This window comes from Nocardia sp. NPDC050406, assembly GCF_044459025.1.
Lineage (GTDB): Bacteria > Actinomycetota > Actinomycetes > Mycobacteriales > Mycobacteriaceae > Nocardia.
Genome location: NZ_JBITIM010000002.1, coordinates 1,846,633 through 1,860,930 on the forward strand (window position 1 = coordinate 1,846,633; position 14,298 = coordinate 1,860,930).

Sequence of the window (14,298 nt, forward strand, 5' to 3'; positions counted from 1 at the left end):
GGCGAGGGGATGCGGAACCGTTGCCGTGGGGTGGTGCGCACTCAGGCCGGTGCCGGTTCAGGCGGGGGCCACGCTGGTGGCGGCGCTGATGGTGTCGGCGGCGAGGGATTCCAGGTGGGCGGCGGTGAGGTTGGTGTCGGGGCAGGCCACGAGGGAGGCGGTCACCCGGGTGTCGGTGAAGATCGGGGCGGAGACCGAGACGACGGCGTTGTGGTCGGTGAGTTCGTTCGGCAGATAGTCGATGGTGATCAGGTCGGTGATCATGGCGTTGAGGCGGTGGCGCAGCGGGTCGGTGACGGGGGAGTGGCGTAGCGCCGTCAGGGCTTCGAGCATGGGGGCGGAGTCGTCGGCGAGGCGTTCCACGGCGTAGCCGCGGGTGCGAATGGCGTCGAGTACCGCGGTCAGGCGCGGGCGGTGGGCGGCGTCGGCCGATTCGATCCAGGCGGTGCGGGCCGGTTCCGGCGCCCAGGCGATGAATTCGCGGCAGACCGGCGGGGAGAGCGACAGGCGGCGGCCCACCCGAATCCACGGGATCGACGGCGTGCCGACGACCTCGGTGATGAGGATGGCGTCGGCCTCGCGTTCGGCCAGGAACACCGGAATGCCGTGCTGCGCCGCCAGTTTGCGCATCGGCTCCAGCGCGCGGCGACGCAGCGGAAAGGCGGGTTCGGCCCGCCGGGCCACGGTGATGAGCTCCAACCCCAGGCTGTAGTTCCCGTTCTCGTCCCGCAACGTCCACCCGTCCGCGCACAGTTGCGTCAACACCGCATGCGCCGTCGCCCGCGACATCCCGGTGGCGCGAACGATCGCCGCGAGCGACAGATGCTCCATCGGTCGACGCGAGAGCAGATCGACGACCTGCACCACCCGATGCGTAGGCGGTGAGGCCGCACCACCGGAAGTCGACTCGATCGCGGTATCGGGCACGTGCACTCCTAGCGGGCGGTGATGACGCGCGGGACCAGCCCTGCGGCAGGGGAACGCGCATCGGGGTATTGACCGGCGGGGGCGGGCACGCCTATCGTCGGTGTCACATTATCGAACAATAGCGTCGAATATTCGACAACGCAACTCGGGATCGGGTTCGACGCGGCGAGTGAGTGACGATGCCCACGGGATACGAGCTGTCGCACCTGACAGCGCTCGAGGCCGAATCGGTGCACATCATCCGAGAGGTCGCGGCCACCTTCGAGCGGCCGGTACTGCTGTTCTCGGGCGGTAAGGATTCGGCGGTCATGCTGGAGTTGGCGCGGCGGGCGTTCTGGCCCGCGCCGCTGCCGTTTCCGCTGCTGCACATCGACACCGGGCACAACTTCGACGAGGTGATCGACTTCCGCGACCGCACGGCCGAGCGGCTCGGCGCGCGGCTGCTGGTGGCGAGGGTGCAGGACGATATCGACGCCGGGCGCGTGGTGGAGCGGCCGGGGGAGACGCGAAATCGGTTGCAGACCACCACTTTGCTGCGCGCCATCGGCGAACACCGGTTCGACGCGGTGTTCGGCGGAGCTCGCCGCGACGAGGAGAAGGCGCGCGCCAAGGAGCGGGTGTTCAGCTTCCGCGACGAATTCGGCGCGTGGGATCCACGGGCCCAGCGCCCGGAGGTCTGGAATCTCTACAACGGCCGCCACCGCAAGGGCGAGCACATTCGCGTGTTCCCCCTGTCGAACTGGACCGAACTCGATATCTGGGAGTACATCGACCAGGCGGCCGTGGAGCTGCCCTCGCTGTACTACGCGCACCGCCGCACCGTCCTGGAACGCGACGGAATGCTCTTGGCGGACAACAGATTCCTCACCCCGCGCCCCGGCGAACAGCGCTACGAGACCACCGTGCGCTTCCGCACCGTCGGCGACGCCACCTGCACCGGCTGTGTCGAATCCACCGCCGCCACCCCGGCGCAGGTGATCGCCGAAACCGCGGTCACCCGCCTCACCGAACGCGGCGCCACCCGCGCCGACGACCGAATCTCCGACTCCGGCATGGAGGATCGCAAGCGAGAGGGCTACTTCTGATGCGTCGCAATCTCTTACGCCTGGCCACGGCGGGCAGTGTTGACGACGGCAAGTCGACCCTCATCGGCCGCCTGCTCTACGACTCCAAAGCCCTGTTCACCGACCAACTCTCGGCCATCGAGAAGTTCAGCACCGCCCGCGGCGACGCCGCCCCGGATCTGTCGTTGGTCACCGACGGTCTGCGCGCCGAACGCGAGCAGGGCATCACCATCGACGTCGCCTACCGCTACTTCGCCACGCCGCGTAGGAAATTCGTCATCGCGGACACCCCGGGGCATGTGCAGTACACCCGCAATATGGTCACCGGCGCGTCCACCGCCGACCTGGCGCTGATCCTGGTGGACGCGCGCAAGGGCGTCTCCGAGCAGACCCGGCGACACGCCTTCCTCTCGTCGCTGCTCGGCGTCGGCCACCTGGTGCTGTGCGTGAACAAAATGGATCTCGTCGACTGGTCCCGTGCCCGCTTCGACGAAATCCGTGAGGAGTTCGCCGATTTCGCCACCAAACTCGATGTCCGCGACCTCAGTTTCCTGCCGCTGTCGGCTCTGCACGGCGACAATGTGGTCGAACCCTCCCAGCACACCCCCTGGTTCCCGGGACCGCCGCTACTGGCCCACCTCGAGGATGTGCACATCGCCTCGGACCGCAATCTCATCGACGCGCGCCTGCCCATCCAGTACGTCATTCGGCCGCACGGCGACCGGCAGCGCAGCTACGCGGGCACCATCGCGGGCGGGGTCTTCAAACCCGGCGACGAGATCGCCGTGCTGCCCTCGGGGCGCACCACCCGCGTCACCCATATCTGGGGTCCCGGCGGCAGCAAGGTCGACGAGGCCGTCGCGGGCATGGCCGTCTCGCTCACCCTCGACGACGATATCGACGTCGGCCGCGGCGATATGCTCGCCCGCCCCGGCAACCAGCCGCATCAGGGCCGCGAACTCGACGCCATGGTGTGCTGGTTCTCCGACACCACCCAGCTGCGCCCGGGCGACCGGTACGCGGTGCGCACCGCCACTCAGACGTCGCAGGTTCAGGTGAGCGCCCTGGACTACCGCCTGGACGTGAACACCCTGCACCGTGTCGCCGACGCGGACCACTTGGCGCTCAACGACATCGGCCGCCTCACCCTGCGCAGCAGGCAGCCGATCATGTTCGACCCCTACCGCGACAACCGCGCCACCGGCAGCTTCATCCTCATCGACGAGCACACCGACCAAACCGTCGCCGCGGGCATGATCACCGGCCGCACCCCGGTCAAAACCCCGACGCGGCGCGGCGACATCACCTGGCACCGCTCGGCGGTCGACCGATCGGAACGGCTCTCCCAGGGCGGCACCGTCTGGCTCACGGGCCTGTCCGGTTCCGGAAAGTCCACCATCGCGGTGGAATTGGAGCGCCAGCTCATCGAGGCGGGCCGCCCCGCCTACCTGCTGGACGGCGACAATCTGCGCCACGGCATCAATGGCGATCTCGGCTTCGGCGACGACGAACGCCGCGAGAACATTCGCCGCGTCGCCGAAATCGCCGCGCTCATGGCCGATTCCGGCACCGTCGCCATCGTCTCGCTCATCAGCCCCTTCGCCGCCGAACGCGACAATGCCCGAAAGATCCACCAGGCCAAGGACCTTCCGTTCCACGAAGTCTTCGTCGACACCCCCTTGGAGACCTGCGAAACCCGAGATCCCAAGGGCCTCTACGCCCGCGCCCGCGCGGGTGAGATCCGCCAGTTCACCGGCATCGACTCACCCTACGAACGCCCCGAGCGCGCCGACCTGGTCGTCACCCCCGCCGACGGCACCCCCACCGATATCGCCGCCCATATCCGCCGAGCGCTAGGAATCGCTGACCACTGATGAACACTCGTGACACCGGCTACGAACAGGCCGCGCTACCCCTGACCGAACCCTTCCTGGCCGCCGTCGCCGAGGCCGAGAAGCTCATTGCCGCAGCACCGTTCATCCGCACCCAGGCCGATCTCGCCGAGGGCTACGACTACCTCGCCGCGAGCGTCTCCGCCTGCCTGCGCCTGTCCGGCGCGCACGGCACCACGCACCCGTACTTCGTGACCTCCACCGGCCCGTACGCCAAAATGGGCCTGGACAACCCGGACACCCTCTACTACCACGCGAATATCGAGTCCGACGCCGAGTACGTGGTGACCGGTGTGCGCGGCAGCACCGTCGACCTGAGTTTCCAAGTGCTCAAAGGCGATTACACCGCCACCAACGTCCCCAATGGCGACGACGCCTTCGACGACCGCCGCCTCGATATCGCCGAGGACGGCAGCTACGAGCTGAGATTCGGTCCCGCCAAGCAGAATCCGGGCCCCAACTACTTCGTCCTCGGCGAAGGCGCGTCCATGCTCGCCGTGCGCGAGGTCTACGGCGACTGGGCCACCGAACGCAAGGGCAGCCGCATTCGCATCGAACGCGTCGACACCATCGGCACCGCACCCGCCGAACCCGATGTGGCACAGCTGCGCAAGCGCTACCGCGCCGCCGGGAAGATGCTGCTCTCACGCCTGCACACCTGGTTCAACTTCCCCAAATGGTTCTACCTGGACCTGCCCGTCAACACCCTCACCGAACCCCGGCTCACCCCGGGCGGACTCAGCACCCAGTACTCCTCGGTCGGCCACTACGACCTGGCCGACGATCAGGCGCTCATCATCACCGTGCCGGTCTCCCAGGCCCCGTACATGGGCTTCCAGCTGGGCAGCATGTGGTACATCTCCCTCGACTACGTGAACCACCAGACCAGCCTCAATCACGCACAGGCCCAGGTGGATCCGGACGGACTGATTCGCCTCGTGGTGTCGGCCAGGAATCCGGGCATCACCAACTGGGTCGAGACCACCGGCCGCTCCCACGGCATTCTCCAATTCCGTTGGCAGCGCGTCGATCAGCCCATCACCCCCGACCAAGGCCCCGTCGCCGAACTCGTGCCCTTCGACAAGGTGTCCGAGCGCCTGCCGCACTACGAGCACAACCGCATCGACGAGGCGCGCTGGCGCGAGCGCATCGCCGCGCGCCAACGCGCCTTCGCCGACCGCCTGCTCGGCTGACCCCACCCTCTCGAAGCAAGGAATCACCTCATGAACAACCCGTTGCTGGCCGACAAGGTCGTCGTGGTCAGCGGTGTCGGCCCGGGCCTGGGCCGCTCCATCTGCACCGAATCCGCCGCCGCCGGAGCGAAAGTCGTCCTCGCCGCACGCACCGAATCGCGCCTGAAGGAGGTCGCCGCCGAGATCGAGGCGGCGGGCGGGGAAACACTGTGCGTACCCACCGACATCACCGATGACGACGCGGTCGCGAATCTGGTGCACCGCACCCTCGAGCACTTCGGCCGCGTGGACGCGCTGGTGAACAACGCCTTCTCGGTGCCGTCCATGAAACCGTTGGCGCGCACCGACTTCCAGCAGATCACCGAGAGCCTGGATCTCACCGTGCTCGGCAATCTGCGCATGACCCACGCGTTCACCGACGCCCTCGCCGAAGCCAAGGGCGCGGTCGTCATGATCAACTCGGCGGTGCTGCGGCACTCCGAACCCCGGTACGGCAGTTACAAAGTCGCCAAATCCGCGCTGCTCGCCATGTCCCAGACCCTCGCCACCGAACTCGGACCCAAGGGCGTGCGGGTGAACACCGTTGCGCCCGGCTACATCTGGAACGACCAGCTGAAGTGGTACTTCGGCGAGATCGCCAAGAAGTACGGCATCACCGTGGACCAGGTCTACGAGCAGACCGCGTCGAAGTCGGATCTCAAGCGACTGCCCGAACCCGACGAAATCGCCCGTGCCGTGGTCTTTCTGGCGTCCCCGTGGGCCAATGCCATCACCGGCCAGACCCTCGACGTCAACTGCGGCGAATACCACATCTGAGCTTTCAAGGAGTCAACAGCAATGAGCGGACGTACCGGCGTGGGCACGGTCGAGGATCTGCACGCCTCCGCCACCAAGGTCTGCGGCCTCACCGATTTCGGGCCCGACGACTACACCGAGGCCCTCGGCGTGCTGCTGGAGTCCTACCAGCGCGATGCCGACCTCACCGAACTCGGCAGCAAGATGAGCCGCTACTTCCTGCGCGGCGCACTGGTGGCACGAGCCCTCAGCGAAGCCGCCTGGCAGGCCAATCCCACCTACGCCGAAACCCCGGTCACCCGCCCGATTTTCGTCACCGGCCTGCCGCGCACCGGCACCACCGCGCTGCACCGCCTGCTCGCCGCCGACCCGCAGCACCAAGCCCTGGAAATGTGGCTCGCCGAATTCCCGCAGCCCCGCCCGCCGCGCGAGACCTGGGCCGACAACCCCGTCTACCAGCAGATCGACGCCGGATTCGCGCAGCACCGCATCGAGAATCCGGAATTCATGGGCGTGCACTACATGAGCGCCGCCGATGTGGAGGAGTGCTGGCAGCTGCTGCGCCAGACGGTGAAGTCCATCTCCTACGAGAGCCTGGCCTACCTGCCCACGTATTCGCGGTGGCTGCGGCAGCAGGATTGGACCAATGCCTATGTGCGACACCGTAAGAACCTGCAACTCATCGGCCTAGGTGACCACCGGCGCTGGGTCATGAAGAACCCCAGCCACCTGTTCGCCCTGGACGCGCTCATGAAGGTCTACCCTGACGCGCTCATCATTCAGACCCACCGCGACCCGGTCACCATTGTCGGCTCATCGTGCAGCCTGACCGAGCACGCCGCCCGCGGCTGGTCGAACTCCTTCACCCGGGACAAGATCGGTGAATCACAGCTGGAGCTGTGGTCGCGCGGGCTGCGGACCTTCACCGAATCGCGGGCGCGCTACCGCGCCGAGCAGTTCGTGGACATCCAGTTCGAGGATCTGCGCGCTGACCCGATCGGCACCATCGAGAGCATCTACAAGGCCTTCGGCATCGAATTCACCGACGCCGCCCGCGCCGCCATGCTCGCCCTCGACGAGGAGAGCAAATCCGGGGACCGCAAACCGACGCACACCTACTCGCTGGAGGATTACGGCCTCACCGAATCGCAGGTCAGGTCCCACTTTTCGCTGACCTGACACTGATCGGAAAACCTTCCAGCTATGGTTAGCGTCACCTAACACCCGATTCGTCGTGAATGGGCGTAGAGCTGGAAGGACGACGGATGAACCGAGGCTGGAACGGCACGGCGCCGGTGCGCACGCGATCACTGCGACTCGCGGCGTGCGGCGCGGCCCTGCTGGTCGCGGCGGGCTGCGGCGGCGCCACCGACACCGAGGATGTCGCCGCGCTCGCGGGCAATACCTACGCCCAGACCAACCTGGCCGCCACCAAGGCCAGCTACCACGCCCAGTTCACCTTCCCCGACATGGTGAACGCCTGGGGTCTGGCCAATCGCCCCAAGGGCGCGGGCGGGCACTTCTGGGTGGGCGCGGGCGGTATGTCGTTCCAATTCGTCGGCGATGTCACCGCCTCCCCGGATCCCAAGCTACAGCCGCTGTTCCAGGACCAGCTGAAACTCGTCACCGTCCCCGGCGCGGACTCCGACACCTCCGACGAGAGCATCGGCAAGACCACCGGCGTGGTGTTCAACCCGGCGCCGCTCACCTCGGACTTCTTCGCGGTGCGCGATCAGCCGGTGACCGTGGGCGGCGTCGAGCAGAAGCTCAGCGGCTCTTCGCGTTTCATCTTCGCCACCGATTCCGGCAAGATCTCCGCCTGGACCGAACAGGGCGCGGGCGGCGCCATCGTGCGCGAGGACGGCCCGGCGAAGCTGGTCTTCGACGGAGCCGATCAGGGGATGCAGTTCTTCGGCATCGCCCTGAACCCGGCCGGTGACAAACTGCTGGCCGCCGATTTCGGGGCGGCCCCGCAGATCCGGACCTTCGACAAGGCGTGGAAGTTGGTGCCCACCACCGGTTTCGCCAACCCCTTCGCCACCGGCGAGCCCGTCGACCCGGCGGACCCCGCCAAAGGCAAGCAGGTGCGGGCCGGTGATCCGGCACCGTTCAATGTGAGCACCATCGGCAATCGGGTGTTCGTCGCCTACGCCACCACCAAGGCCGACCCGGAGGACGCCGCCAAACTCGATGCGGGCGAAGAGGATTCGGCCGACGCCGCCGCCGAACGCGACGCCGACTTCCGCCCCGGCAAAGGCAAGGTCGCCGAATTCGACGCCAATGGCACGCTGGTGCGCACCCTCGACGGCGACGACCGATTCAACGCGCCGTGGGCGGTGACCGTAGCCCCCGAGGGATTCGGTCCGCTGTCGGGCAAACTGCTCATCGGCAATTTCGGTGGCACCGGCCGCATTCTGGCCTTCGACGACCAGAGCGGCGCGTTCGTGGACTACGTCCGCAATACGATCGGCGAACCCATCGAGATCGAGGGCCTGTGGGCCTTGATGTTCGGCAATGGTGAGAGCCTCGGCGACGCGAACGCGCTGTACTTCACGGCCGGTCCGGAGGACGAGGTGGACGGCCTGTTCGGCAGCATCCGACTGAAGTAGCTACGGGGTGCGCTGTTCGAGGGCCTGATAGCGCAGGCTCAGGCCGTCGAGGAAGGAGACGAGGGCCAACTCGAAGCTCTCGGCATCGATTTCGTCGGCCTTGGCGCGCAACAGATGCGCCTGCTCCAAATGTGGGTAGCGGTCCCGGTAGACCCGCATATCGTCCACGAACCCTCGGGAGAACGAGCCGATCGTCGCGCCCATGACCAGATACCGGGTGGCCGCGCCGATCATCGTCGCCTCGCGGGGCGGCCACCCCGCCCCGACCAGCCCCCCGTGCACGGCATCGGCCGCGCGCAGATTCTCCTCGCGCTCGCCGGGGCCGGAAGCCAAGTAGGGCACGAAATTCGGATGCCGCACCAGCGCCGCGCGATAGGACCGCGCCCACTCCATGAGCCCGTGCCGCCACTCGCCGCCCTCGAACGCCGAGGTATCCACCCGCGCCATGATCCCCCGGGCGATATCGTCGAGCAGATCGTCCTTCGTCGGATAGTGCCCGTACAGCGAGGCCGCCCGCACCCCCAACTCCGCCGCCAGCTTGCGCATGGAGAGCTCGCCCAGCCCGTCGCGGTCGACGAGCGTCAGGGCCGCTTCGCGAATCCGCTCCCGACTCAGCAGCGGCACCCTGGGCCTGGCCATCACGACCACCCTTCCCTTGAAAAACCGAACGCCGTTAGATTAACGTCTGCGGCGTAGAACCTAACACTGTTCGGTTAGGAGTGAGATGGATTTCGAACTCGGCGAATCGCATCGTGAGCTGCGCGATGTGGCCCGGGCCTGGGTGGACAAGGAAGTCGTGCCGCATGCCACCGCGTGGGATCGCGCGGAGGCCGTGGACCGGGCGATCGTCGGCAAGCTCGGCGAGATGGGGTTCCTCGGGATCGAGATACCGGAGGAGTACGGCGGGTCCGGCGGCGACGCCCTGGCCTACTGCCTGCTGCTGGAGGAGCTCGGGCGCGGCGACAGCGCGGTGCGCGGCATCGTCTCGGTCTCGCTGGGCCTGGTCGCCAAATCGATCAAGTCCTACGGCAGCGAGGAGCAGAAACGAGCCTGGCTGCCGCGGCTGTGCGCCGGGCAGGCGCTCGGCTGTTTCGCCCTCACCGAACCGGGCACCGGCTCCGACGCCGCGAATCTGACCACCAGGGCCGTGCGCGACGGCGACGACTGGCTGCTCTCGGGCACCAAGATCTTCATCACCAATGGCACCTGGGCCGATATCGCGATCGTCTTCGCGCGCACCGGCGGACCGGGGCCGAAGGGTGTCACCGCCTTCCTGGTGCCCACGGACACACCGGGATTCACCCGCACCGAGATCAAGGGCAAGCTCGGACTGCGTGGCCAGGCCACCGCCGAACTGGTCCTCGGCCAGGTCCGGGTACCGGATTCCGCGCGCCTCGGCGAGGAGGGCAAAGGTTTCCGAATCGCCATGGGGGCCTTGGACAAAGGCCGCATGGGCGTGGCCGCCGGATGCGTCGGCGTGGCGCGGGCCTGCCTGGAGGCGTCGGTGCGCTACGCCCAGGAGCGCGAGCAGTTCGGCAAGCCGATCGCCTCCTACCAGCTGGTCCAGGAGCTGCTCGCCGATATCGCCGTCGAGGTCGACGCCGCGCGGCTGTTGGCCTGGCGCGTAGCCGATCTCGTGGATCGCGGCAAACCGTTCGGCACCGAGGCGTCGGTCGCGAAACTCTTCGCCAGCGAGGCCGCGGTCAAGGCCGCCAACAACGCCATTCAGGTCTTCGGCGGCTACGGCTACATCGACGAGTACCCGGTCTCGAAGTACCTGCGCGACGCCCGCGTGCTCACCCTCTACGAGGGCACCAGCCAGATTCAGAAACTGCTCATCGGCCGAGCCCTCACCGGCGTGAACGCCATTGCCTGACAAGGAGATCCCCATGACCGTCGCCTTCGTGACCGGCGCGGCCCGCGGCATCGGCGCGGCCACCGCCCTGCGGCTGGCCGCCGACGGCGCGACCGTCGCCGTGGTCGATATCGACGAGAACGCCTGCGCCGCAACGGTCGACGCGATCGCCGACGTCGGAGGCAAGGCCCTTGCCCTCGGCTGCGACGTCACCGACGAGGCCCAGGTCGACGCCGCCGTCGACCGCGCCGCCGCCGAACTCGGCTCGCTCGACATCCTGGTCAACAATGCCGGTGTGCTGCGCGACAATCTGCTGTTCAAGATGTCGGTGGACGAGTGGGACACCGTCATGGGCGTGCACCTGCGCGGGGCCTTCCTGTGTTCGCGTGCCGCGCAACGCCATATGGTGCCGCAGCGCTCCGGCAAGATCGTGAACACCTCCAGCGTCTCCGCCCTCGGCAATCGCGGCCAGGCCAACTACGCCGCCGCCAAGGCGGGCATCCAGGGCCTGACCCGCACTCTCGCCATGGAACTCGGCCCCTTCGGCATCAACGTCAATGCCGTCGCCCCCGGCTTCATCGCCACCGAGATGACCGCCGCCACCGCCGCCCGCATGGGTATGAGCGCCGAGGAACTCCAGGCCAAGACCGCCGAGATCACCCCGCTGCGCCGCGTCGGCACCCCCGCCGATATCGCCAATGTGGTGGCCTTCCTCGCCTCCGACAATGCCGCCTTCGTCACCGGCCAGACCCTCTACGTCGACGGCGGACGCCGCCTCTAGGCGCGATGATCGTCGAGGACGCCGACTGTGAGACGAGAACCGAAGGAGCGCTTCACATGACCGACTTCGCGGACTTCGACGCCCTGCGCGCCGCCGTGGGCGCCGAGATCGGGGTGAGCGACTGGCTGACCGTCGACCAACAGCGCATCGACCTGTTCGCCGACGCCACCGACGACCACCAGTGGATTCACGTGGACGAGCAGCGGGCGGCCACCGGACCGTACGGGCGGACCATCGCGCACGGTTTTCTCACGCTGTCGCTGCTGGTCCCGCTGACCTCGCGGATCATGACCGTCAGCTGCGCCAGCGCCGCGATCAACTACGGGCTCAACAAGGTTCGCTTCATCACCCCGGTGCCCGCCGGAGGCCGGATACGCGCCCGGCTCACCCTCGACGCGGTGACCGACGTGCCCGGCGGTGTGCAGGCCGAACGCACCGTCACCCTCGAACTCGAGGGCGCGGACCGCCCGGCCTGCGTGGCCGAGAGCATCGCGCGCTATCTCGCCTGACTACCGCCCCGGACCGAACGGCTCCGCCGAGAGCGGCGTGCGATCCGGGGTCATGGTCGCCACCACCGGGATACCGGCCGCCTGGAAATTGCTCAGCGCCCGCCCGATGTGGTCGGCGGAGGTGATCAGAATCGCCGCCTGCGCATTGATGGACTCCATGAGCTTGGCCGAGAAGGCCGCGTTCTGCACCGTCGAATTCGCCTGTGTCTCGGTGTGAATCCGATGCGCCTCGATACCGCGCGCGATCAGCCACTCCGCCATGGCCGCCGCCTCCGACACCCCGTTCTGCGGATTGCCGCCGGTGACGATGAGCGGTGCGGCGGGGGAGAGCAGCGCCGACACGTATCCGGCGTGCAGCCGATTGACCAGCTCCGGCCGCATCTCGCCATCGGGCAGCAGGCCGTATCCCAGCACCACGATGGCGGTATCGGGACTGAACAGGGCGGGCAGCTCCAGGCCCGGTAGGCGCAGGGTGGTCACCGAATCGATGGCCGCGAGCACGTCTTTGGTGATTCCGGCGGCCGGATCGACCGGGAACGGGGCGGGTTCGGCGTAGGCGGGTGTGGCCGCGAAGGTCACGGCGGTGACGGCGGCCCCGGTCACCATGAGCCGCAAGGCCGTTCGGGATATGCGGCGTAGTGCCGCGGCGGTGGGAACGAGCTGGGAGAACATCGCGACGACCCCCTGGACGCAAGATGTGACGGATAGGTGATTCACATTTCGTTCCATGATCGCCCCGCGCGCTACCGCCCGGTAGCGGAATCGCCGAAGTCGATCCGTCCTGGCGCGAGAGATCAATATCGCGGGTGGGCTAGCATCGAGGAAGGCCGTCCAGTGCTGACCTGAAGTGCCGTATCAGGGAGGAAATGTGGACATCACCGAGCTGATCCTCGATGACCATCACGAGCAGCGACGGCTGTTCGCGATCCTCGAGCAGATCGACCCCGCCGAGACCGACGTGCTCGCCGCCATCTGGGAGCGGCTGGCCGCCTTCCTCGAACTGCACGCGCAGGCGGAGGAGGAGATCTTCTACCCCGCGCTGCTGGAGGTCGGGATCGCGGCCCGACGCGCGGACGGGGTGGAGGAGGAGACCCTCGACGCCATCCACGACCACAACGAGATCAGGGACGCGGTCGCCGAGGTGGCGCGGCATCCGGTCGGCAGTGCCGAGTGGTTCGCGGCTGTCGCGGCGGCGAATCTGGCCAACGGTGACCACATGGCCGAGGAAGAACGCGAGGGGCTGACCGATTTTCGGCGGCTGGCGGGGTTGGCGCGCCGCCACAAGCTGGCCGTCGCCTTCGCCGCCTACGAGGCCCGCAACTACGCGGGTGTGCCGTCCATCGACAAGGATCCGGCCGACTACATCCGCGAGGAAGAGGCGAAGCTGCGCGGGCCCGCACCCGGATCGCTGAGCGTCGGCAGCCTCAAACGGGGCTGATCGAACGGCAACAGGCTCACCGACCGCTGGCGGTCGACGGTTCCGGCAGGCGCGACCACCGCGGGATCGCTGAGTTACATCGATCTCGAAAGCTCAGGGGCCACTGGCCTTCTCGCCGACGTCGCGCACGGCCTGTCCCGGCGGATATCCGTGCCAGCGCCGATAGGCGTGGGTGAAGGCGGCGGCATCGGCGTAGCCGAGGTGCCGGGCGACCGTCTCCACGGTGAGCCCGTCGGCGAGCAGTTCGTCCGCGAGGGTCTCCCGGACCGCGTTCACCAGCGCGCGAAAAGTGGTGCCCTCCTCGGTGAGTCGGCGGTGCAGCGTCCGTTCCGAGACGTCCAACGCGCGCGCCGCGGCCGCCATGGTCGGCATGCGCGCGGGATCGCGCACCAACAGATGACGCACCCGCGCCGCCATACCGGTGAAGCGGGAGCGCTGGTCCAACAGCTCCTCGCACTGCCGCAGCACCAGCGCGGCGGTGAACGGGTCCGGGGCGGGCATGGCCTGGTCGAGGAGTTCCCGGGGAATCGTGAAGGCATCGCGGGTGGCGTCGAGGTCGATATCCAGGGTCACGCCGTAGGGCGCGACCAGCTCGCGCGCCGCCCGCACCCAGGCCGCCGCGTCCGCGCCGCCGCGATCACCGTGCTGAAATCCGCGGAACTCCAAGGGAATCGGCCGATCGAGTGTCCCGATCAGCTCCAGCACCGCGGGGGAGAGCAACAGGGTGCTGATTCGGAAACCGGCCACCAGATCGCGAGCGAGCAGAAACGGCCGCACATCGGGCGGCACATCACCGTCGTGCACCCGCACCACCAGGCCCGCGCTCGTCTCGGTGTAGGACACCTCGAAGAACAGCGACAGCAGCACGGTGTAGCGCGACAGCACCGCGATGGCCTCGCGCAGCGTGGCGCTCGCCAGCAGCGCGTACCCGAGCAGCCCGGTACTGGTGAGCGAGTACCGCAGCCCGGTCTCCACCCCGAGTTCGCGCTGATCTCCGCCGTGGGCCAGCAGATTGCGCACGACCCGCAATTCCTGCTCCGGCAGCACCACCGCCCCCGGATCGTCGAGATCGCCTGCGCACAGCCCGGTTCCGGCCAGGCACGCCTGCGCCGCGATGCCGTGCGAGCGCGCGGTGTCGAGCAGATACCGCGTCGACGCCGCCGGTCGCGGAACCTGCCACCGCGGTGGCCGATCCGAAGCCCCCATATGGCGGAAAGTACCAAGTGCCGGGCGGA

14 protein-coding genes are annotated in these 14,298 nt (G+C 68.1%); 10 read left to right on the forward strand and 4 right to left on the reverse strand.

The window, feature by feature from the left end; translation table 11 throughout:
* Window positions 1-57 precede the first annotated feature (57 nt).
* Window positions 58-927 carry a helix-turn-helix domain-containing protein gene (locus ACIBH2_RS21795; RefSeq protein ID WP_397120080.1) on the reverse strand — a complete coding sequence of 290 codons (870 nt, stop codon included), beginning with the start codon at window positions 925-927 and terminating at the stop codon, window positions 58-60.
* A gap of 179 nt (window positions 928-1,106) precedes the next feature.
* On the opposite strand from ACIBH2_RS21795, the gene cysD reads away from it, so the two are divergent.
* From cysD to ACIBH2_RS21825, 6 genes are all read left to right on the forward strand, one after another.
* Window positions 1,107-2,012, forward strand: coding sequence for a sulfate adenylyltransferase subunit CysD (cysD, locus tag ACIBH2_RS21800; protein WP_397120082.1), 906 nt, complete (start codon window positions 1,107-1,109; stop codon window positions 2,010-2,012).
* The gene (gene cysC, locus ACIBH2_RS21805) at window positions 2,012-3,865 is read left to right on the forward strand and encodes an adenylyl-sulfate kinase (protein WP_397120084.1); all 1,854 of its coding nucleotides are present in this window, start codon (window positions 2,012-2,014) and stop codon (window positions 3,863-3,865) included. Before cysD ends, cysC begins: the two co-directional genes overlap by 1 nt.
* A complete protein-coding gene (locus ACIBH2_RS21810; protein ID WP_397120086.1) occupies window positions 3,865-5,076 on the forward strand; it encodes a hypothetical protein in 1,212 nt (403 codons plus the stop codon). Before cysC ends, ACIBH2_RS21810 begins: the two co-directional genes overlap by 1 nt.
* Window positions 5,077-5,106: 30 nt before the next feature.
* On the forward strand, window positions 5,107-5,892 hold the full coding sequence (locus ACIBH2_RS21815; RefSeq protein WP_397120088.1) for an SDR family oxidoreductase: 786 nt from the start codon (window positions 5,107-5,109) through the stop codon (window positions 5,890-5,892).
* Window positions 5,893-5,913: 21 nt separating this feature from the next.
* Window positions 5,914-7,050, forward strand: coding sequence for a sulfotransferase family protein (locus tag ACIBH2_RS21820; protein ID WP_397120090.1), 1,137 nt, complete (start codon window positions 5,914-5,916; stop codon window positions 7,048-7,050).
* 86 nt (window positions 7,051-7,136) lie between these two features.
* The gene (locus ACIBH2_RS21825; protein ID WP_397120092.1) at window positions 7,137-8,480 is read left to right on the forward strand and encodes a TIGR03118 family protein; all 1,344 of its coding nucleotides are present in this window, start codon (window positions 7,137-7,139) and stop codon (window positions 8,478-8,480) included.
* Here ACIBH2_RS21825 and ACIBH2_RS21830 read toward each other — a convergent pair whose 3' ends face one another.
* Window positions 8,481-9,119 (reverse strand): TetR/AcrR family transcriptional regulator, encoded by a 639-nt coding sequence (locus ACIBH2_RS21830; protein WP_397120094.1) that lies wholly within the window; start codon window positions 9,117-9,119, stop codon window positions 8,481-8,483. It lies immediately after the preceding gene.
* 85 nt (window positions 9,120-9,204) lie between these two features.
* Here ACIBH2_RS21830 and ACIBH2_RS21835 point away from each other — a divergent pair, with 85 nt between their 5' ends.
* The 3 genes from ACIBH2_RS21835 to ACIBH2_RS21845 are packed head-to-tail and all read left to right on the forward strand — an operon-like array spanning window position 9,205 to window position 11,625.
* Entirely contained in the window at window positions 9,205-10,356 is a 1,152-nt protein-coding gene (locus ACIBH2_RS21835; protein ID WP_397120096.1) for an acyl-CoA dehydrogenase family protein, read from the forward strand.
* Between the two features lie 13 nt (window positions 10,357-10,369).
* Entirely contained in the window at window positions 10,370-11,116 is a 747-nt protein-coding gene (gene fabG, locus ACIBH2_RS21840; RefSeq protein WP_397120098.1) for a 3-oxoacyl-ACP reductase FabG, read from the forward strand.
* Window positions 11,117-11,172: 56 nt separating this feature from the next.
* Complete coding sequence (locus ACIBH2_RS21845; protein WP_397120100.1) at window positions 11,173-11,625, forward strand: MaoC family dehydratase; 453 nt, start codon at window positions 11,173-11,175, stop codon at window positions 11,623-11,625.
* On the opposite strand, the gene ACIBH2_RS21850 is transcribed toward ACIBH2_RS21845, so the two are convergent.
* Window positions 11,626-12,297, reverse strand: coding sequence for a YdcF family protein (locus ACIBH2_RS21850; protein WP_397120102.1), 672 nt, complete (start codon window positions 12,295-12,297; stop codon window positions 11,626-11,628).
* 196 nt (window positions 12,298-12,493) lie between these two features.
* Here ACIBH2_RS21850 and ACIBH2_RS21855 point away from each other — a divergent pair, with 196 nt between their 5' ends.
* Window positions 12,494-13,063 carry a hemerythrin domain-containing protein gene (locus ACIBH2_RS21855; RefSeq protein ID WP_397120104.1) on the forward strand — a complete coding sequence of 190 codons (570 nt, stop codon included), beginning with the start codon at window positions 12,494-12,496 and terminating at the stop codon, window positions 13,061-13,063.
* Between the two features lie 93 nt (window positions 13,064-13,156).
* On the opposite strand, the gene ACIBH2_RS21860 is transcribed toward ACIBH2_RS21855, so the two are convergent.
* The gene (locus ACIBH2_RS21860) at window positions 13,157-14,269 is read right to left on the reverse strand and encodes an AraC family transcriptional regulator ligand-binding domain-containing protein (protein WP_397120106.1); all 1,113 of its coding nucleotides are present in this window, start codon (window positions 14,267-14,269) and stop codon (window positions 13,157-13,159) included.
* Window positions 14,270-14,298 lie beyond the last annotated feature (29 nt).

What these genes read in the sequence shown, in the direction of transcription:
- cysD (WP_397120082.1), top strand. Translation starts at nt 1,107, where the DNA reads ATGCCCACGGGATACGAGCTGTCGCACCTGACAGCGCTCGAGGCCGAA.
- cysC (WP_397120084.1), top strand. Translation starts at nt 2,012, where the DNA reads ATGCGTCGCAATCTCTTACGCCTGGCCACGGCGGGCAGTGTTGACGAC.
- ACIBH2_RS21810 (WP_397120086.1), top strand. Translation starts at nt 3,865, where the DNA reads ATGAACACTCGTGACACCGGCTACGAACAGGCCGCGCTACCCCTGACC.
- ACIBH2_RS21815 (WP_397120088.1), top strand. Translation starts at nt 5,107, where the DNA reads ATGAACAACCCGTTGCTGGCCGACAAGGTCGTCGTGGTCAGCGGTGTC.
- ACIBH2_RS21820 (WP_397120090.1), top strand. Translation starts at nt 5,914, where the DNA reads ATGAGCGGACGTACCGGCGTGGGCACGGTCGAGGATCTGCACGCCTCC.
- ACIBH2_RS21825 (WP_397120092.1), top strand. Translation starts at nt 7,137, where the DNA reads ATGAACCGAGGCTGGAACGGCACGGCGCCGGTGCGCACGCGATCACTG.
- ACIBH2_RS21830 (WP_397120094.1), bottom strand. Translation starts at nt 9,119, where the DNA reads ATGGCCAGGCCCAGGGTGCCGCTGCTGAGTCGGGAGCGGATTCGCGAA.
- ACIBH2_RS21835 (WP_397120096.1), top strand. Translation starts at nt 9,205, where the DNA reads ATGGATTTCGAACTCGGCGAATCGCATCGTGAGCTGCGCGATGTGGCC.
- fabG (WP_397120098.1), top strand. Translation starts at nt 10,370, where the DNA reads ATGACCGTCGCCTTCGTGACCGGCGCGGCCCGCGGCATCGGCGCGGCC.
- ACIBH2_RS21845 (WP_397120100.1), top strand. Translation starts at nt 11,173, where the DNA reads ATGACCGACTTCGCGGACTTCGACGCCCTGCGCGCCGCCGTGGGCGCC.
- ACIBH2_RS21850 (WP_397120102.1), bottom strand. Translation starts at nt 12,297, where the DNA reads ATGTTCTCCCAGCTCGTTCCCACCGCCGCGGCACTACGCCGCATATCC.
- ACIBH2_RS21860 (WP_397120106.1), bottom strand. Translation starts at nt 14,269, where the DNA reads ATGGGGGCTTCGGATCGGCCACCGCGGTGGCAGGTTCCGCGACCGGCG.